Raw genomic sequence first — 19,842 nt, forward strand, 5'->3', positions numbered from 1 at the left:
GCTTAGACCAACCCCCGTCGGGCAAGTAGGGGAGCGGTATCGGCGTCGCGGCCGGCAAAGTCGGCGAAGGCTTGAAGGGGGTCAACGGAGAATCCACGACTCAACAGTGTGGTGCGGAAGTGCTCGCCGTTGGCGCGGGAAAGCCCGCCATTGGCTTTGAACCAGGCCACGGTGTCGGCGTCGAGTACCTCCGACCAAATGTAGGAGTAGTACCCCGCCGCATATCCTCCAGCGAAGATGTGGTTGAAGTAGCCTGTCCGGTAGCGTGGCGGTACCGCGGCAAGATCCACACCTGCAGAGGCCAGCGCTGCGGCTTCGAAGGCCAGCGGATCCGTTACGGGAGCGCCTGGTGGGAGCTCATGCCATGCCAAGTCCAGCAACGTTGCACCCAAGTATTCGGTGGTGGCAAAACCCTGACCCCAGAGTGCTGCTGCCTCGAGTTTCTCCGCCGTCCCAACAGGCAGTGGTTCACCCGTGTGGTGGTGCTTGGCATAGTTGGCCAGCACCTCCGGCCACAGGATCCACATCTCATTCACCTGTGACGGGTATTCCACAAAGTCACGCGGAACATTGGTCCCGGAAAACTTCGGGTACCTGACGGCCGAGAACAAGCCATGCAGGGCATGACCGAACTCGTGGAAGCAGGTCACCACTTCATCGAAGGTCAACAGTGTTGGTTCGCCCGCCGGAGGCTTGGGGATGTTGAGGTTATTGACCACCACGGCATGGGTTTCCTCGAGGAAGGACTGCTCCACGAAGGAGTTCATCCAGGCTCCGCCACGCTTGGTTTCGCGCGTAAAGAAGTCACCTAGGAACAGACCCAGCGTGGAGCCATCGGCATTGGAAACCTCCCAGATACGGACTTCAGGATGGTAGCCGATGAGATCACTTCGACGCTTAAAAGTAATTCCATAGAGCTGTGTAGCCGCATAAAAGACGCCGTTCTCCAGCACCGAGTCAAGCTCAAACCAGGGGCGTAGCGCTGCAAGATCCACACCGTACTCATCACGGCGGACCTGCTCGGAGTAAAACGCCCAATCCCACGCCTCGATGGGGTGCCCGGCTGTGGCAGCTAGTTTCTCCGCTTCCAAGCGTGCATTGCGTACAGCCGCGGCCGTGATGGGGGTGAGCATGGCGTGCACGGCTGCCAAAGACGGTGCCGTCTGCGGTTCAATGGAGCGTTCAGCTTCGGAAGAGAAACCAAGCAACGCTGCCTTCTCTGCCCGCAGCGATGCCATGGTGGCTGCCAAGCCCAGCACGTTGGAACCACCAGAACCATCAGAATCGCCTGAACCACTGCCACGACCCACCGAGGCCAGATGCAGCTTCCGCCGGGTTTCTCGATTAGTCAGCGCCTCTAGGGCAGGCTGTGCCGTGGGTAAAATCAGTGTCAGCAGGTAGCCATCCGCATGACCGGCCGCGCGGGCTGCGGCCGCCGCCGTCGCTACATCATCGGTGCTCAACCCATCGAGCAAGGCCACATCCAGCACATGTAAGGCGGCCTCGTTCCCTGCCTGCATGACGAGTTGTGAAAACTCGGTGCTGAGGGAGGACAACTGGCCATTGAGTTCGCGCAGACGTTCTTGCGACGGCCCCGGAAGAGCCACCCCGGCCCGCGTGAAGGACTTGCGGTATTCCTCGAGCAAGCGCGCAGCTTCAGCATCCAGTCCCTGCGCCGGCACGGCGAGCATCCGCTCGTACAACGCAGCGTTCAGCCGCACCGTATCCGCATGCTCCGCCACCAGCGGGGCAACAATTGCCTCCAACGCCTGAATCTCTGTGGTTCCATGGGAACCGGCAATGTTGAAAAACACTTTTGCCACCCGCATCAGCACGGCCCCGCTACGCTCCATGGCCAGCACGGTGTTCTCAAACGTTGCCGCCGCTGGATCTTCGGTAATGGCAACAATCTCCGCCATCTGTTGGGCGAATCCGGCCTCAAAAGCTGGCAGGTAATGCTCCACGTCGATGGCGGTGAAGTCCGGCAGCTGACAATCCAGCGTGCTGGCCATCAAAAACGGGTTGGGCGAGTTTTCCTCGGTCATGCTTTAACTCTTTCATGGATTAACCCAAGGACGACGGCGAAACGAGAGTTTCGCCGTCGTCCTTGGGGAAGGTGCCGCTAAAGGTTGCGGTGGCTTACTTCTGTGTAAAGACGAGGGACATGGGAGTGGTCTCCGTGGTCTGGCCCTGCGGGTTGTCACGGAAGATGTTTTCCAGAACCGTCTTGGTCAACGCAGTATCGTGACCCAAGGCGACTACGCCCAGATCGTTGGCGTCCATGATGGCAGTGCCGGCAAACGATGCCGCGTACTCAGCCGGAACTGAAGCCCGGACAAGTGCGCTTAGGCGAGCCGCTACGCCGTCGGGGTCAATCGGTGCGTACTTCACTGAGTGGGTGGAGGTGCCCACCTGGTACCCGGCAGCGCCGTCGATCGCGTTGATGTTGTGGCCCACCACTTCATAGAACACGCCCGACTTGCCCTGCAGTTTGCCAATGACGGAACGGGCGGAGGCGTACATGATCCTCGGCAAGCCCACCTCGTCAATGGCCAGTTGCATAGACCAGGGGCTGGCCAAGCCAATGCCACCGGGGTTGCGGGTGACGAACTTGGAGAAGATGCGAGCCGCGTTGGAGACCTTGATGTCCCAGACCGGGATGGACCGGCCCTGGGTCATGGCCACAATCTTTTCCGAGAGGAACAAGTACCACGGAGCGTCCGCGGTGGCGGTGCCATGGTCCCCGCCAGCGGCAGGCAGACCGTCAAAGAAACGCTTGACGTAGGTCATGACTGTGGGGTCGAAGTCGGTTTCCTTGTAGAAAACTTCGGTGCGCAACGGGTAGCGGCGGAACGTCCCGGCGCCATCGGGAACCGTGATGTCCAGCTGCTTGTCGGCGTTGGGGATGTAGTCGCTTTTGCCCTCAATGCCGGCCTTGACTTCGGGCTCATCAAAGAACTCGCGCAGCCACAGCTCGGTGTTGATCAGGCGCCAGAAGACCATGGTGGAACCGCCGCTCTTGCCGCTGAGGAGTTCCTCGAAGGCGTAAATGACGGCATCCTGGTTCCAGTACGGGCGGTTGCCGAAAGAGGTGGAGAGGAAGATCTCGTAGATCTTTTCCTTCATGTGCCCAAACCACTCCGCTTCCGGGGTGGTGAAACCGATCTTGTTGCGGCGGTTGCTGATCATTTCCGGCAGCAGCTCACGGGTGGCGTCACGCAGAATGCGCTTGTTCCAGCCGCCCTTGATGATGGATTCGTCATCGAGGCTGAAGAGGAACTTCACCACTTCCTTGTCCAGGAACGGCACGCGACCCTCCAAGGAGAAGCGCATGGTGTTCTTGTCCTCGTAGCGCAGCACAGCCGGCAGGGACTTATGGAAAAGGTCATCGATGAGACGCAGCTTCAAGTTATCCGGGATATTGGCAAATGTCTCTGACTTGTACTTTGCCGTGAACTTCTTGTTCAACAGCGCCGAAACGCCAACTTCCTTCTTGAAGCTGAGCATGCCCTGAATCCTGAAACGAGCCAGACGGAACAGGATATCCGAGCTGGACACCAATTCCTTGGCCAGTTTGGCGTTCTGGCCGTTCTTCTTCAGCTGACGCAGGTAAGCGAAGTAGTACGGGATGTAGCCGGCCATCATTTCGTCGGCACCCTGGCCATCGAGCAGCACGGTCACGTGCTTGGAGGCCTCGCGCATCACCTGGTACTGGGCGTAGGGCCCCGAGGAGATGATGGGTTCTTCCATGGTGCGGACAAAATCTTCCAAATCCTCCACAAATTCGCCCGGCTTGGGCAGAATCTTGTGACTGATGACATTGCCCTCACAACGAGCCAGCACGGCGTCGGCGTACTTTTCCTCGTCGTTGATGGAGTTGGGGAAAATAGCTGAGAAGGTCTGCTGCTTGGCACCGAGGGAGTCTGTGGCAGCGGCGTTCTCTTGCATCAGTTTGTTGATGGTAACCACGACGGCGGACGAGTCCAGTCCGCCTGACAAGGCGGTACCCACGGGTACTTCAGACTGCAGACGCAGACGAACACCTTCCGTGAAGCGTTCCCGGTATTCATCAATGACAGCCTTCGAGTACGGCGTTTCAATCTTGGCCAGCTCGGCCAGTTCTTCCTTGAAACGCGTGTACGAGCTGATGGTGGCAGTTCCTGCCGGTCCGGCTGCCGAATCCACTGTGTTCAGCACCAGCTTCTCGCCGGGCATGAGCTTGTTGACGCCGGCGAAGAAAGTGCTGGATTCGTCGTCGTGGATTCTGAACTGCAGGTAGCGGTACAAGATCCGCTCATCGACCTCTGCGGTGATCTTGCCGGTGGCCAGCAGCGGCTTGATCTCGGACCCGAACAGCAGGGTGGGAGCCTCGGTGGTGCCGGCTGTGGCGTAGTACAGCGGCTTGATACCGAAGTGGTCGCGAGCCAGAACCAGACGGCTGTTTTTGCGGTCGTGGATGGCGAAGCCGAACATGCCGTTGAACTTGTCAAAGGCAGCGTCTCCCCATTCCTCGTAGGACTGCAGCACAACTTCGGTATCCGATTGGGTGGAGAAGGTACGTCCCAGTGCCTCCAGCTCGGCACGCAGCTCGAGGTAGTTATAAACCTCACCGTTGTAGACCAGCACAGTTTCGCCGTCGGCGCTGTACATGGGCTCCTGGCCATGGGCCACATCAATGATGGAAAGACGACGATGCGCCAACCCAACACTGCCGTGGGTGTAGACACCCTCCCCGTCTGGCCCGCGGTGCACCATGCACGCATTCATCTGCTGCAATAGGGTTTGATCTTCCCCATAACCGTAGTATCCGGCGATTCCGCACATACTTACTTACCTCATCTTTAGCACGTCAGTCCTGCCGACAATGCTACTTGCTTAGCGGACCATCCCCGCCCACCATGCTCGGCGCGGGAGGGAAGTTAAAGGTGTGAGATAGAGCCCACAAAGGCGCATATATGATTAAAGCGTGACTTTTGACTCCACCTTAAACCCGGCCGTTGGCCCCACCGTAGGAATTTTGGCGTTGCAAGGTGATGTCCGCGAACACGCCCGTGCCATTGAAGAATGCGGTGGGCGTGCCGTGGCGGTTCGCCGCCCGGGCGAGTTGGCCGCCGTCGACGGTTTGATCATTCCTGGCGGGGAATCCACCACCATTGACAAACTCACCCGAATCTTCGGCATGCGTGAGCCGCTGCGTGAAAGCATTGTCGCCGGATTGCCCGTGTACGGCAGTTGCGCCGGGATGATCATGCTGGCCCATGACATTGCCGACCCCGCCACGGATATGGAGGGCAACCCCCAACAGACGCTTGGCGGATTGGACATTACGGTGCGTCGCAACGCCTTTGGCCGTCAGGTTGATTCTTTTGAAACCGAGCTTGATTTCACTGGTCTGGCACCAGCTGGCCAGCCCGAATCGCCGCTGCATGCCGTCTTCATTCGGGCGCCGTGGGTGGAGCGTGTGGGTGCCGGCGTTCAGGTGCTCGCCAGCGTGAAACTGCCAGAAGCCGGGCAAAACGATAGGATTGATTCAGAAGTTCGTGCTGTCGCCGTTCGTTCACGGCATTTGCTGGCCACCTCCTTCCATCCGGAAGTGACGGGGGAGCGCCGCATCCATGAACTGTTTATTCGAATGATTAGAGGAGAAGCGTAACTATGTCAGGCCACTCCAAATGGGCAACTACCAAGCACAAGAAGGCAATTCTTGACAGCCGCCGGGCCAAGTCCTTTGCCAAGCTGATCAAGACCATCGAAGTTGCTGCCCGTGGTGGTGGAGCCGATCTGGCCGGTAACCCTGCACTGGAACTTGCCGTCACCAAGGCCAAGAAGACCTCGGTGCCAGCTGACAACATTGACCGTGCCATCAAGCGTGGCGCGGGCTTGCTCGGTGACGCCGTCGATTACCAGACCATCATGTACGAAGGTTATGGTCCGCAGGGCTCGGCGATCTTGATCGAGTGCCTGACCGACAACAAGAACCGTGCAGCCTCTGAGGTGCGTTTGGCCGTGGGTCGCAATGGCGGCAACATGGGCGATCCCGGCTCCGTTGCCTACATGTTTACCCGTAAGGGCATTGTGGGGTTGCCCAAGAATGAGCTGACCGAGGATGACCTGCTGATGGCTGTTCTGGACGCCGGCGCCGAAGAGGTCAAGGACCAGGGCGAAAGCTTTGAAGTCATCTCCGATCCTCAGGACCTGCCGGCCATCCGTGCCGCACTGACCGAGGCCGGCATTGAGTACGAATCCGATGAGGCCGGCTTTGTCCCCTCCATGCAGGTGGAACTCGATGTCGAGAACGCCCGCAAGTTCATGAAGCTCTACGATGCTCTGGAAGATCTGGATGACGTCCAGAACATTTACTCCAACGCCGACATGAGCGCAGAGGTTCTTGCTGCGCTTGAAGAGGACTAGGAACTGCGTGTTCTAGGAGTGGATCCGGGTTTGACCCGGTGCGGGCTCGGCGTTGTTGACGTCGCCGCCAACCGCCAGGCCACCCTCGTGGGTGTTGGTGTGGTGGGAAGCTCGCATGAATTGAGCCTTGACGCCCGGCTGCTGGTCATCGCGGAAGCGCTTGACCAGTGGCTGGACGCGTTTAAGCCCGATGTTTTAGCCATTGAACGCGTCTTTGCCCAAACCAACCTCAGCACCGTGATGGGCGTGGCCCAAGTTTCCGGGGTGGTCATGGTAGCTGCGGCCCGGCGCGGCATACCCGTCGCCATGCACACTCCCTCGGAAGTTAAGGCCGCCGTAACCGGCAATGGCCGCGCTGATAAGGAGCACGTCACCGCCATGGTCACTCGGCTCCTTCGCCTCGCCGAACCGCCCCGTCCAGCCGATGCCGCCGACGCCCTGGCGCTGGCCATCGCCCACGCATGGCGCAGCGGCAATTCCTTTGCCGGGAATTCGGGAAGTACGACGTCGGCCCAGCAGCTCTGGCGCGACGCCGAACGTAAGTCTGCGGTCAAGAAGAACAAAGAAAAACCCGACGCCAAGTGGCGCTAGCTGTTTAGTACGTATGTTCTATATGATGGCTAGTAAGTAGTTACCAGTTGGTCCGGTTCTTATCAGGAGACGCAAGCAATGATCAGTTTTGTCCGTGGGCCGGTGGCTTCGCTTTCCTTGGCTCAGGCCGTCATCGACGTCAATGGTGTTGGCATGCTGGTGCATGCCACACCAAAGACCCTGGGTGGATTGCGGCTAGGTGAGGAAGCCACCCTCACCACCGCCATGATTGTGCGCGAAGACTCCATGACGCTGTACGGCTTCGCCGATGCCGGTGAGCGAGAAGTTTTTGACACGCTCCTCACTGTTAGCGGCATTGGACCGCGGCTGGCCTTGGCGATCTTGTCTGTGCTGGAGCCGGAAAGCATCAGGATTGGTGTGGATACCGGCGACGGCAAGGCCTTCACCAAGGTCCCCGGCGTGGGTCCCAAGGTTGCCGGGCGCATAGTCCTAGAGCTCAAGGGCAAGCTCAAGCCAACGGGGGAGGCAGTGACAGCTGCCCTGTCCGCTACGCCCGCTATGGAATGGAAAGAGCAGGTTGTGGCTGCCATGACCAGCTTGGGCTGGAATGAACGCGATGCGCTCAAGGCCATTGACGCCGCCGTAGCTGCCGAACCCGAACTGGCCGAAGGCGCCAATGTACCGGCCGTACTGCGGGCAACGCTGCGCTGGCTCGGCCAAGATCACACCAGAGCCAAGAGCGGTGTGCGCTAGAACATGGCTGCTAAGGATGATTCAATCCCGCTGTTGCCAGGGCAGATCAGTATTAGCGAAGCTGGTGGCAACGCCGGCGCTGGCCGGGCTCCGGCTAAGGGTGCCGCCAGCGAACTAGCCGCGCCCGTGGCGGAACCTGAAGAACGCGAACTCGAAGCTGCCCTGCGGCCCAAAAACCTTGACGATTTTGTGGGTCAGGAACGTGTTCGCAAACAGTTGGCGCTGGTACTGGCAGCCTCGAAAATTCGTGGGCGCAGCGCCGATCACGTGTTGATGTCAGGCCCTCCTGGCCTGGGTAAAACCACCCTCGCCATGATCGTGGCCGCCGAAATGAACGCGCCCTTGCGCATTAGCTCGGGCCCGGCCATTCAGCACGCCGGGGACCTTGCAGCAATCTTGTCTTCGCTCACCGAGGGCGAGGTGCTGTTCTTGGATGAAATTCACCGCATGTCGCGCCCTGCTGAAGAAATGCTGTACATGGCCATGGAAGACTTCCGGGTGGACATCATCGTCGGCAAGGGAGCAGGAGCCACGGCCATTCCGTTGGAGCTGCCGTCCTTCACTCTGGTGGGAGCCACCACCCGCGCCGGTCTGTTGCCAGGCCCCCTGCGAGATCGCTTTGGCTTCACCGGTCACCTGGAGTTTTACTCAGTAGCTGAGCTTGAACTGGTGCTGCGTCGTTCCGCTGGGATGCTGGACCTGCGCCTAACGAGTGCGGGATTCGCTGAGATTGCAGGCCGATCCCGGGGCACCCCGCGGATCGCCAATAGGCTGCTACGCAGGGTCCGTGACTGGGCGCTGGTTCATGGCATCGAGTCTATCGACGCCCGCACCGCTTCAGCAGCGTTGGATATGTATGAGGTCGATGCCCGTGGCTTGGACAGGCTGGACCGCTCGGTACTGCAGGCGCTGGTCAACAAGTTCAACGGTGGCCCCGTGGGCTTGTCCACCCTGGCTATCGCTGTGGGGGAGGAACCTGAAACTGTGGAGACCGTGGCTGAACCTTTCCTAGTCCGCGAAGGACTGCTGGGCCGCACGCCGCGGGGCAGAATTGCCATGCCTGCCGCGTGGGATCACCTAGGACTCAAGATGCCTGGCAATGCTGTTGCGGCCGCCATGCTGCCCTTCGATGAGGATGACAACGATAACTAGCTGAAACATCGCGTATCCGTATCCGTATCCGTATCCGTATCCATTTTGCGACAAACAGCGATTCCGCTCTGAGCGGGAAAATTCTTCGCCCCAAGAGTAGAAAAGAGTGCAAACCACGTATTTTTATCTGCAATATGTGTAAATATGGGCGGTTCTGGGTGAATACTCATCCCACGTCCAGCTTTAACCTCTAGACTGATATGACCTCCGGCACGTCCACAGCGTGCGTGGAACTGAAATGTTTGCTTAACGAATGGAACCCCAGCTGTGACCCTCAGTAGTGTTTTGGCCACCGACTTCGCCCTCCGGGGGTTTTCATGGACCCGATGAGTATTCTTCTTTTTGCCATGTTTGGTCTGCTCATCTTCATGATGATGCGCAAGCAAAAGAAGGCGAAGGCCGCTGCTGAAGAAAAGCGTTCCAAGCTGGCTCCCGGTGTCGAGATCATGACCAACTTTGGTCTCTTTGGTACCGTTCTGTCGATTGACACGGATGAGAACAAGATCCTCATGGAGATCTCCCCGGGGACCACTGCCACTGTTCACAGCCAGACCGTTGCTAAGATCATCGATCCTGCTGACGCGCAAGATGTCGAGGCCATTGTGCCTAACGATGCTTCGTCGCTGACGCTGAATCTTGACAAGCAAGCTGATGCAACGGAGTCCGTCGAGGAATCCCTTGAGCGCTTGAAGAACGAAAACAACAAAGACAACTAGCCTTATCCGGGTTGGCTGCTGCTGCACCAAGGTCTCACCCCGGTGCAGCAGCATTGCCATGTTCACAATCCCGTGACCAATAGAAGGATCCCTTGATGGCACGAACAGGTCCGGCGTCCACGGCCCGCAGAACTCTTCTGTGGCTTGCGGCGCTCATCATTGCATGCACACTGGCGGTAGGTGCTGGTGTCCTTAGCGGGGCTGCCACTTGGGCGCCCAAGCTTGGCCTCGACCTAGAGGGTGGCACCCAGATGATTCTGGCGCCCAAGGTTGAAGGTAGCGGTAACATCGCCCCCGAACAATTGGACCAGGCTGTGTCCATTATTCGCCAGCGTGTGGATGGTTCGGGTGTTTCCGAAGCTCAGATCTCCACAGAAGGCGGTCGCAACGTTGTTGTGAGCATGCCGGGCAAGCCAACCGACGAAGAGCGCAACCTCATCAAGGCTTCGGCCAACATGAACTTCCGCCCCGTCATTGCGGCCACTCAGGTGCCTACTGGTGCTGTCCCGGAGGCCGAGAGGACTCCCGAGGACCAGCTTCCAGTGCCTACCGCGGCGCCGGTGGACTCCAGCGACCCCAACTGGGTTGACGCAGCGGTCATGAAGCAGTTTGAGGCCACTAGCTGCCTTCCGCCGCTGACTGAGCGTCCCACCACCTCGGATCCTGACAAGCCACTTGTTAGTTGTGAACCCGAGACGGGCATCAAGTACATCCTTGGTCCGGTTGAGATCCCCGGCAAGTGGATTAAAACTGCGTCCTATGGTCTGCAGTCCGGCGCTCAGGGTGCCACCACTAACGAGTGGTCAGTTCAGTTGACGTTGGAGAAGCCTGAGGGTGCTGCGGCATTCAAGGCCGTGACTCAGCGCTTGCACGCGAAGTACTTGGTCAATCCCAACGATCCTCAGGCTCGTTTCGCCATCATCCTCGATGACAGCGTCATCGCAGCGCCTGCTTCCTTGGCTGTCATCACGGATGGGCAGTCCTCTATTACGGGGCAGTACACCGAGGCCACGGCCAAGGCTCTGGCTGATCAGTTGAAGTTCGGTTCACTGCCCATCAGCTTTGAAATTCAGAGCGAAGTCCAGATTTCGGCAACCCTTGGCCTGCAGCAGCTTGAAATGGGTCTGTTGGCAGGATTGATCGGTCTGGGCCTCGTGGTTATTTACTCACTGTTCCAGTACCGCGCCTTGGGCTTGGTGACGATCTCCTCGCTGATCATTGCCGGTGTCATCACTTACCTAGCCATCATCTTGCTGGGTTGGGCGGAAAACTACCGACTCTCCCTGGCTGGTGTGGCTGGAATCATCGTGGCCATTGGTCAGACTGCCGACTCATTTATTGTTTACTTTGAGCGAGTCAGGGATGAACTACGTGACGGACGCGGTCTGGTTGCCGCTGTGGAGAATGGTTGGGAGCGCGCCAAGCGCACCATCCTTGCTTCTAAAGCTGTCAACGTCTTGGCCTCCTTGGTGCTGTACTTTGTCTCCGTGGGTAGCGTCAAGGGCTTTGCTTTTACACTTGGCCTGACGGCGGTAGCCGACCTCATTGTGGTCTTTATGTTCACCCACCCCACCTTGCAGTTGCTGGCACGCACCAAGTTCTTCGGTGAGGGCCACAGCTTCTCGGGCCTGGATCCGAAGCAGTTGGGCGCAATTCCCTTGTACCGTGGCGCGGGCCGTTTCCGCACTCCGGAAGAGACCGCTGCTGTGGCCACGGGCAAGAACGTCCGTGCCGCGGGCGAAGCCGAACGCCGCCAGACTATTGCCGAACGGCGGTTGGCTGCCAAGGAAGCGCAAATGGTTGGCAGCAGGGGCGCCGGGGCTGCACAGCCCGAGTCCAGTGACTCGAAGGAGAGCAAATAATGAAGAGTTTCGCCACTTTCGGAAACGAACTGTACACCGGTGAACGGTCCTACGAGTTTGTTGGAAAACGCAAAATTTGGTTCAGCATTACGGGCGTTCTGCTGGTGTTGTCCATCCTGATCCCACTGTTTGGGGGCGGGTTCAACTTCGGGATTGATTTCCGTGGCGGTTCCCAGTTCACTATTTCCTCGGTAACCCATACAGATGTTTCCACCGGTGAATCCGCTGTTGCAGCCGCTGTGCCTGGCACCGCTGCTGTTGTCACCAACATTGCCGGTGACACCATGCAGGTGCAAACCGACCGGCTCAGTGACGACCAGACTCTGGCCGTCAAGGATGCGCTGAAGACGGCATACGGCGTCACTGAAGACCACATCACCTCCACCTTCGTTGGCCCCAGCTGGGGACAGGACGTTTCCCGGCAGGCCATCATTGGCTTCATCGTGTTCGTGCTGCTCGCTACGGTCCTGATGGCCCTATACTTTAGGACCTGGCGGATGTCCATTGCAGCCATGGTGGGCTTGTTGGTGGTCATGGTAGTCACCGCAGGAATCTACGGAGCGTCAGGCTTCGAAGTCACGCCATCAGCCATCATCGGCTTCTTGACCATCCTGAGTTACTCGCTGTACGACACAGTTGTGGTCTTTGACAAGATCCGAGAAAACACGGCAGACATTACTAAATCTGAGCGGCGGACGTTTGCTGAAGAAGTCAACCTCGCCGTGAACCAGACCCTAGTGCGCTCCATCAATACCATGATGGTGGCTGTGCTGCCGGTGGGCTCGATTCTGTTTATCGGTGCCTTGCTCCTGGGCGCAGGAACTCTGCGTGACCTTTCACTGGCGCTTTTCATCGGCATTATTGTGAGCACCTTCTCCACGGTGTTCGTGGCTGCACCTATGTACGCCTGGCTGCGTGAGCGCGAACCCGATCACCTCAAACAGGCCAAAAAGGTACAGCAGCGCCGCGCGCATGAGGCAGAACAGGATGCTACTGAGGTAGCTACTACGGCCTAGGCTCCGTCTATTTAACTCCTCAGGCACCCAACAGGGATGGGGCCGAATGCTATGCATTCGGCCCCATCCCTGTTTTGGTCAACAATGATCTTCCCTGCACCCTAGAATGGGGTAATGCCCCGCAGTAGGGGCGCACAGAACGTACGTGTGTGAGGGAGGAAATGCGTTGACCGATGAATCGCCCTCGCATGAGCTAGTTACCAATTCCGGGTCGAAAGCTGTGCCCGGCAAGGATAAATCCACTGCTGCTGGAGTTACTAGTGGTGCTTCGACTCGTGCCGGTTCAACTAATGACGTTTCCGGCCAGCGACCAGCAGATATTCGCCTCACCTTTCCTGGGCGGCGCGAACGAACCCGATCCCGCCTGGCCCGACTGGCTGGCTGGTCCACGGAGAGCTACTCGCCCATTCTGGAACCTTTGCTGCGCATTGTGCGGGCCAAGAACCCCAAAGAAGACCTGGACTTGCTCCAGCGAGCCTTCGCCGTGGCAGAAAAGTACCACGAAGGCCAAAAACGCAAGAGCGGCGATCCTTACATCACCCACCCAGTTGCGGTCGCGACCATTCTGGCGGAAATGGGCTTGGGAGGAAGTACCCTAGCGGCTGCCCTGCTGCACGACACGGTGGAAGATACGCCGTACACCCTGGCCCAGTTGGAGCATGACTTCGGCAAGGAAATCACACTGCTGGTGGATGGTGTCACCAAGCTCGACAAGGTAGATTACGGCGAAGCAGCCCAAGCTGAAACTTTGCGCAAAATGGTCGTGGCCATGTCCAAGGACATCCGGGTGCTGGTCATTAAGCTGGCCGACAGGCTCCATAACGCTCGTACTTGGCGTTTCGTTTCAGCCCAGTCATCGAGTAAAAAAGCCCGCGAAACTCTAGATATTTTTGCTCCATTGGCCCACCGCCTTGGTATGAACGCCATGAAGTGGGAATTGGAGGAGCTCTCATTCGCAGCGCTCTATCCCAAGGTATACGAGGAAATTGTCCGGCTCGTGCAGGACCGCTCACCCGAGCGCGAGAAGCAGTTGAGCCTGATTCGCCGTGAACTCCTTGAAGTGTTGCGTGTTTCCAAGATCAAGGGTGAAGTCAGCGGTCGGCCAAAGCACTACTACTCCATCTACCAAAAGATGGTGGTCCGGAGCAAAGAATTCGATGACATCAACGATCTCATCGGAGTCCGGGTCATGGTGGATACCGTAGGGGACTGCTACGCCATGCTGGGCGAAGTGCACTCCCTTTGGACACCGCTGGTGGGGCGTTTCAAAGACTACATTGCGCTGCCCAAGTTCAACATGTACCAGTCACTGCACACCACGGTGTTGGGACCCGGTGGCAAACTGGTGGAGATCCAGATCCGCACCAGAGAGATGCATCAGCGGGCCGAATACGGTGTCGCAGCGCACTGGATGTACAAGAGCGGCAACAAGGCGCCCTTAGCGACAAACCAGGATGATATGTCCTGGCTGCGGTCCCTCATGGATTGGCAACGCGAGACCGCTGATCCGGGTGAGTTCCTGGATTCCATGCGCTTTGAAATGAACGCCAAGGAAGTCTACGTCTTCACGCCCAAGGGCCAGGTTGTGGCGCTGCCGGCCGGGGCCACGCCAGTGGACTTTGCCTATTCCGTGCATACCGAGGTGGGGCACCGGACCATTGGCGCCCGCGTCAACGGCAAACTCGTGCCGCTCAACAGCGAACTTGCCAACAGTGACACCGTGGAGATCTTCACCAACAAGGCCGAAGGTGCCGGTCCCAGTCAAGACTGGCTGAACTTCGTCAAGAGCCCCCGCGCACGTAACAAGATCCGCCAATGGTTCAGCAAGGAACGCCGCGAGGAGTCCATTGAAAAGGGCAAGGAGCTGCTGACGAAGGCCCTGCGCAAGCAGAACCTGCCTCTGCAGAAAATGATGACCCATGATTCCCTCATGGCTGTCACCGAGCACTTCCACTATCAAGACATCACTGGTCTCTACGCAGCAGTCGGCGATGGGCACACATCAGCTCAATCGGTGGTTGAACGCCTCCGCGAGGTGATGGGGATGGCAGATATTGAAGAGGTTGCTCCGCCGTTGGAAACTCACGTTTCCAACGCCCGGTCACGAGTTTCCAATTCTGGTGTCATTGTCCACGGCGTGGACGATGTTCTGGTGAAGCTGGCCAGGTGTTGCACCCCCGTGCCGCCTGACCCCATCTCGGGATTTGTCACGAAGGGTTCGGGCATTTCGGTACACCGTAGCGATTGCCCCAACCTGTTGAATCTCCAGCATGAGCCGGACAGACTGGTTGAGGTTGATTGGGCGCCCACCCAGTCAGGTGTTTTCTTGGTCGAGATTCAGGTGGAGGCACTGGACCGCAAGAGCCTGCTATCAGATGTCACCCGGATTCTGGCCGAAAACCATGTCAACATTCTGGCCGCCAGCGTCAACACCAGCACCAATCGGGTGGCGATATCCAAGTTCGCTTTCGAAATGGGTGATCCCAAGTACCTTGACCACGTCTTGAACGCGGTGCGCCGGATTGACGGCGTGTATGACGTCTACCGTTCCACCGGTTCGCACCGCCGCGCCTAAGCCTGCGAACCAGGCAGCTGAGCGGTGTCTAACAGTGTTTGCACAAGCTCTTGGGCCCGCAACTTCCCGGGAACGTGCGGGGCTGCCAGCAGTGCCTGCTGGATCCGCCTGAGTGGACATGCCAAGGTAGCGTCGCGAGACATAGCCACAAGCACGGGTCTGGCCAAGGCCGGCGGAGCGCTGCGGGCCACGTCCAGCGCGGTGCGTAATGCGGTGGTGACTCGCGTGGTCCCCACGAGTTGAACATCCTGCGCTTCGAGACGGACCTGGCGCACAGTGCAGCCGCTGTGGCGCGGCACGGCCGCACTGTTGCCATCGTTGTCCACCAGCAGGGCAACCTCAGCTGGCGCAGGAGCACAACCGTAGACCCAAGCTGCCGAGAGCTGGGCTAACACCGCCCGGTGGCTCAGAAATGCCGGGATGTGGTGTGCCAGTGCCGCAGCCCGCACGGCCGGAGTCTCTGCCAGTGCAGAGGGTCGAAATACTTGGCCGAAAACATGGCACAATACGCCGTCCATGACCATGGCAGAGAGCTCGGAAAAGATGAACAGGGTTCCCGGTGCCAGCAGCGACTCTTGCGATGCGGCTGCGGGCGGGTTTTCTTGACTTGTCATCTCTCAAGGGTGCATCGCCAACCCGAGAAGAAAAAGGTCTCCGGGCCGGGCTGTGGACAACCCGGCCCGGAGGCCCTGTAAAACACTCAAAGAGACTGCGAAATCATCCCGCAGCTACTCAGTTACGCAGAATCAGGAGAAGTCCTGAGCTGCTTTCTGGATTTGCTCCAGCCACAGCTCACGGGCGGCCAGTGCTTCGGTAGCCTTGGCTACCTTGCGGGCGTCCCCGGCCTTCTCGGCGGCAGCCAGATCGTCCTTGAGTCCTGCAATGGTTGCTTCCAGCTGGCTCAGCGCGCTGCTGGTGCGTGCCTTGGCTTCGGGATCGCTGCGGCGCCAGTTGTCGTCTTCGGCGGTACGGACGGCATCCTCGACCTTGCGCAGGCCAGCTTCAACCCGCTGCATGTCATTGCGCGGAACCTTGCCGGCTGCTTCCCAGCGGTCACGGATGGACTGCAGGGCCTTCTTGGCGGCGCTGAGGTCCTTGATGGGCAGCAATGCCTGCGCCTCGGTGATCAAGGCCTCCTTGACCACCAAGTTGGCGCCGAACTCTTCATCCAGAGCGCTGTTGGCGGCCTGACGGGCAGCGAAGAACTTGTCCTGTGCCCCACGGAAGCGTGCCCAGAGTGCGTCATCATCCTTGCGGCTGGCGCGAGGTGAGCTCTTCCACTGGTCCATGAGCCGGCGGTACTCTCCCGCGGCATAGCCCCACTCGGTGGAGGTAGCTAGTTCCTCGGCGGCTGCAATCAGCGCTTCCTTGGTGCTCTTGGCGGAGGCGTTGTTGTTATCCAGCTGCGAGAAGTAGGCGCGGCGGTGGCGGTCAAAAACCGTGCGGGCGCTGCGGAACCGCTTCCACAGTCCTTCTTCCGTGGCCCTGCCCAGACGCATACCGGACTTCTGCGCCGTCTTCCATGACTCGAAGAGCTCGTTCATGCGGGCGCTGCTGACCTTCCACTGAATCGTGGCGGGGTCCTCGGCAGAAATGGTTTCTGCCTCGGCCACAATTGCTTCCCGAGCGGCAAGTTCGACGGCGCGGGCCGAGTCGTGCGCGGCCCTCTCCGCAGCAGCCAGTGCCTTGATGTTCGCTTCAAGGGCGAGCAAACGGGCCAGTGCTGCGTTGACGTCACCAACGGAGGTGCGCTCGCCCAGCTGCTCGCGCAGATGGGTGACCGTCTTATTCATGTCCGTGGTCGGTGCCTTGGCCTCAACACGCTGCTCCAAGAGGATGATCTGGGCCAGGATGTCATCAAACTTGCGCACAAAGTAGCTCAGCGCCTCGTCCTTGGTGGCGCCAGGGTACTGGCCAACAGGGAACTCTTCACCATCGAGGATCAAGAAGACGTGACCATCTTCTTCGGCGCGGCCAAACTTGGCAGCTTCAGCCAAGTTGACGGCAGGAACTGCCGGTGCTGCGACCGGAGCCGGAACCGCTGCGGGCGCCGGCACCTTGGGGCGGGCGGCAAACGCGGCCGGGGAAGGTGAGGGAGCAGGAGCAGGAGCAGATGCCGGTGCCGGGGCGGGAGTGGCCGCCGTCGTGCTTTCGACAGGGGCATTTTCCGTTACGGGAGGCTCTGTTGTTGAGGCAAGTGTTTCGTCGGATTCTTGACTGTGTGTCACCGCTAAAAGTCTTTCGCTTGATGGATACGGGCAGGTGGTGCAAAAACTACCTGGCCAGGATCGTGGTGGAGCTTTTCCCGGGGAGCACGGCTGTGCCGCACCAGGGAAGGCCTGATGAAAACTAGTTGAGCTTGAACGAGTCTATCGTCACCTTGGTGTTGGGCGCACCGTCGGTTGCGCCATTGGCGATCCCGTCCTTCGCAATTCCTGTCACGACGTCGAGGCCGCTGGTGACCTTTCCAACAATGGTGTAACCGCCATCGCCTTGGGGGAGATTGGTGTCTTCATAGGTGATAAAGAACTGGGTGCCATTGGAATAGACCGTGTTGGCGCGCGCTACAGCAATGGTTCCTGCAGGGTATTTTCCATCTGCTGGGGTGTTTTCCACCGGGCCCCACTGGTAGCTGGGGTCGCCAGCGCCGTCGCCCTTGAGCGAGCCGCACTGCAGGACGCCGAAGTTGGGGGAGTTGGTCAACCGGTGGCAGGTCTTGCCCGTCATGAAGCCCTCGTCGGCGAGGGACTTGAACACCGCAGCAGCCTGCGGCGCCTTGGTGCCGTCAAGTTCCACCCCCAGTGGTTTGCCGTTGAGCGTCAGGGTTCCGGTAAACGTCTTGCCTTGGGCAGTCTCTCCCTTCGGAACCGTGGGGCTGTTGGTTTCTACCGGGGCTGATGCGGAGGGAGCTGGAGTGCTCGGCTCGGCCGATGCGTCGGCCGAGGAGGTGCTGGCATCAGTGCCCGTTGCGTCGGCGTCCGATTTAGGGCTGAAAACCGTCAACGCCAGCACGGCTGCGAGGGCCAGTGCAGCAGCAATCGCAATGAAAGCAATGAGATTATCGCGCTTGCGCCGCTGGAGCTGTTCCTGGTGCAAGGCCTGGTTGGCCTCCATGCGGGCCACGCGTGCTTTGGCTTCACGGGCGGACTTGTTGCTGTTGGCCAACTGTGCCTCTTCCTTCAATTCAAGCGTCAAATCGAGCGGTATGTTCACCTAGCGCTGTCGCGGCCGGGTAGGTTAGGGGTGGGCTGTCAAACCTTATAAAATGGCAGCCGGTGCCAGTTTACCCATGTAATGCCCGCTGTGCGGTGAGCATGACTTGGGCTTCGACGCGCCGTTACGTTTACCCGCCCCGCCGGATCCAGTGACCGACTTTCTGGATCCGGTGCATGTTAGGAGAGCAACACCCATGGCACGCAACGCCTCCTTGTCCGGTTTTCCCGAGTGGCTTCCCGAGGAGCGGCTGGTGGAGCAACATGTGCTGGACACCTTGCGCCGCACCTTTGAACTGCACGGATTCAGCTCCATCGAGACACGGGCTGTGGAAACTGTTGGCCATCTCCTGCGCAAGGGTGAGATCGATAAGGAAGTGTATGGGCTTTCACGCCTCCAAGACGACGACGGCAACGTCGCCGTTGCCTCCAAGGATGATCCCAATGCGCTGGCCCTGCACTTCGATCTGACGGTGCCCTTTGCCCGCTATGTAGTGGAAAACGCTGGCTACTTGTCCTTCCCCTTCCGCCGCTACCAGATCCAGAAGGTCTGGCGCGGCGAGCGTCCCCAGGAGGGCCGCGCCCGCGAGTTCACCCAGGCGGATATTGATGTCGTGGCCGACGGCGTACTGCCGTTCCGCTATGACGTGGAGCTTGCGCTGGTCATCGCTGAGGCTCTCTCTGCCCTGCCGATCCCTGCGTTCAAGCTGCGGATCAACAACCGTAAGCTGGCCGAAGGCTTCTACCGCGGCATTGGTCTCACCGACACCGCTGGTGTTTTGCGCAGCATCGACAAGCTGGAGAAGATCGGCGCCGAGAAGGTAGCCGAACTGCTCAAGAATGAGCTCGGCGCTACCGACGAGCAGGCTGCCAAGGCTCTGGCACTGGCATCCATCCGCACTGAGGACACCTCCTTCGTGGCAGCCGTGCGTGCCCTGGGCGTCACCGATGAGCTCATGGAAGAGGGCCTGAACGAGCTCGAACAGGTCATTTCAGCGGCCGTCAAGAGCGCTCCAGGCTCGGTTGTGGCCGATCTCTCCATTGCCCGTGGCTTGGATTACTACACGGGAACTGTGTACGAGACTGTGCTGGTTGGCCACGAGCAGTTGGGGTCCATCTGCTCGGGCGGGCGCTACGACGCCCTCGCGTCCAAGGGCAACCGCAAGTTCCCCGGCGTTGGGCTGTCTATTGGTGTCACCCGCCTCGTGGCACGCATCCTGAGCCAAGAATTCGCCAAGGCCTCCCGCTCTGTCCCCACGGCCGTGCTTGTCACTTTGGTCGATGAGGATAGCTGGAGTGAAGCCCAAGACGTGGCGACTGCGCTGCGCGCCCGCGGAATCTCCACCGAAGTAGCTGCCAAGGCGGATAAGTTCGGCAAACAGATCAAGTACGCCGACAAGCGCGGCATCCCGTACGTCTGGTTCACCGACGAGAGCGGTGCGCACCAGGTCAAGGACATCCGCTCCGGCGATCAGGTAGCAGCGGACCCCGCCACCTGGATGCCGCCCGTTGAGGACCTGGCCCCACAAATCGTCGTCGCATAGCACTCGATTCCCGGCTGGGCTGCATCGATCCGTGAGAAATGGTCGGTCT

15 protein-coding genes are annotated in these 19,842 nt (G+C 59.4%); 10 read left to right on the forward strand and 5 right to left on the reverse strand.

The genetic code is table 11. The features are described from left to right. Window positions 1-2 precede the first annotated feature (2 nt). Window positions 3-2,045, reverse strand: coding sequence for a M3 family metallopeptidase (locus AB0O97_RS03120; RefSeq protein WP_363879806.1), 2,043 nt, complete (start codon window positions 2,043-2,045; stop codon window positions 3-5). A 94-nt stretch (window positions 2,046-2,139) separates the two neighbouring features. Next, window positions 2,140-4,824 (reverse strand): asparagine synthase (glutamine-hydrolyzing), encoded by a 2,685-nt coding sequence (gene asnB, locus AB0O97_RS03125; RefSeq protein ID WP_363839922.1) that lies wholly within the window; start codon window positions 4,822-4,824, stop codon window positions 2,140-2,142. Between the two features lie 142 nt (window positions 4,825-4,966). On the opposite strand from asnB, the gene pdxT reads away from it, so the two are divergent. The 9 genes from pdxT (at window position 4,967) to AB0O97_RS03170 (ending at window position 15,037) form a co-directional block, all read left to right on the forward strand. Beyond that, window positions 4,967-5,653 (forward strand): pyridoxal 5'-phosphate synthase glutaminase subunit PdxT, encoded by a 687-nt coding sequence (pdxT, locus tag AB0O97_RS03130; RefSeq protein ID WP_363879808.1) that lies wholly within the window; start codon window positions 4,967-4,969, stop codon window positions 5,651-5,653. 2 nt (window positions 5,654-5,655) lie between these two features. Continuing rightward, window positions 5,656-6,411: a YebC/PmpR family DNA-binding transcriptional regulator gene (locus AB0O97_RS03135; protein ID WP_363839916.1), complete on the forward strand. Its 756-nt coding sequence runs from the start codon at window positions 5,656-5,658 to the stop codon at window positions 6,409-6,411. Window positions 6,412-6,414: 3 nt separating this feature from the next. After that, window positions 6,415-7,002 (forward strand): crossover junction endodeoxyribonuclease RuvC, encoded by a 588-nt coding sequence (gene ruvC / locus AB0O97_RS03140; protein ID WP_363840435.1) that lies wholly within the window; start codon window positions 6,415-6,417, stop codon window positions 7,000-7,002. Window positions 7,003-7,080: 78 nt separating this feature from the next. Then, the gene (gene ruvA / locus AB0O97_RS03145; protein ID WP_363839913.1) at window positions 7,081-7,716 is read left to right on the forward strand and encodes a Holliday junction branch migration protein RuvA; all 636 of its coding nucleotides are present in this window, start codon (window positions 7,081-7,083) and stop codon (window positions 7,714-7,716) included. Window positions 7,717-7,719: 3 nt separating this feature from the next. Continuing rightward, the gene (ruvB, locus tag AB0O97_RS03150) at window positions 7,720-8,868 is read left to right on the forward strand and encodes a Holliday junction branch migration DNA helicase RuvB (RefSeq protein WP_363839910.1); all 1,149 of its coding nucleotides are present in this window, start codon (window positions 7,720-7,722) and stop codon (window positions 8,866-8,868) included. Window positions 8,869-9,194: 326 nt separating this feature from the next. Beyond that, window positions 9,195-9,584: a preprotein translocase subunit YajC gene (gene yajC / locus AB0O97_RS03155; protein ID WP_363839907.1), complete on the forward strand. Its 390-nt coding sequence runs from the start codon at window positions 9,195-9,197 to the stop codon at window positions 9,582-9,584. Window positions 9,585-9,679: 95 nt separating this feature from the next. Then, complete coding sequence (gene secD, locus AB0O97_RS03160) at window positions 9,680-11,446, forward strand: protein translocase subunit SecD (protein ID WP_363839904.1); 1,767 nt, start codon at window positions 9,680-9,682, stop codon at window positions 11,444-11,446. Then, a complete protein-coding gene (gene secF / locus AB0O97_RS03165; protein WP_363879811.1) occupies window positions 11,446-12,462 on the forward strand; it encodes a protein translocase subunit SecF in 1,017 nt (338 codons plus the stop codon). Before secD ends, secF begins: the two co-directional genes overlap by 1 nt. A 319-nt stretch (window positions 12,463-12,781) precedes the next feature. Continuing rightward, window positions 12,782-15,037: a bifunctional (p)ppGpp synthetase/guanosine-3',5'-bis(diphosphate) 3'-pyrophosphohydrolase gene (locus AB0O97_RS03170; protein WP_363880135.1), complete on the forward strand. Its 2,256-nt coding sequence runs from the start codon at window positions 12,782-12,784 to the stop codon at window positions 15,035-15,037. Here AB0O97_RS03170 and AB0O97_RS03175 read toward each other — a convergent pair. The 3 genes from AB0O97_RS03175 to AB0O97_RS03185 form a co-directional block, all read right to left on the reverse strand. Then, window positions 15,034-15,651 (reverse strand): hypothetical protein, encoded by a 618-nt coding sequence (locus tag AB0O97_RS03175; RefSeq protein ID WP_363879814.1) that lies wholly within the window; start codon window positions 15,649-15,651, stop codon window positions 15,034-15,036. The two genes, AB0O97_RS03170 and AB0O97_RS03175, sit on opposite strands and share 4 nt — an antisense overlap. A gap of 132 nt (window positions 15,652-15,783) precedes the next feature. Beyond that, window positions 15,784-17,265, reverse strand: a complete 1,482-nt coding sequence (locus tag AB0O97_RS03180) for a DUF349 domain-containing protein (protein ID WP_363879817.1) — start codon at window positions 17,263-17,265, stop codon at window positions 15,784-15,786. Between the two features lie 121 nt (window positions 17,266-17,386). After that, window positions 17,387-18,202, reverse strand: coding sequence for a peptidylprolyl isomerase (locus AB0O97_RS03185; RefSeq protein ID WP_363880139.1), 816 nt, complete (start codon window positions 18,200-18,202; stop codon window positions 17,387-17,389). A gap of 244 nt (window positions 18,203-18,446) precedes the next feature. Here AB0O97_RS03185 and hisS point away from each other — a divergent pair, with 244 nt between their 5' ends. Beyond that, window positions 18,447-19,793 carry a histidine--tRNA ligase gene (gene hisS / locus AB0O97_RS03190; protein ID WP_363879820.1) on the forward strand — a complete coding sequence of 449 codons (1,347 nt, stop codon included), beginning with the start codon at window positions 18,447-18,449 and terminating at the stop codon, window positions 19,791-19,793. Window positions 19,794-19,842: the final 49 nt, after the last annotated feature.

Source organism: Specibacter sp. NPDC078692 (assembly GCF_040686835.1).
Taxonomy (GTDB): Bacteria; Actinomycetota; Actinomycetes; order Actinomycetales; family Micrococcaceae; genus Specibacter.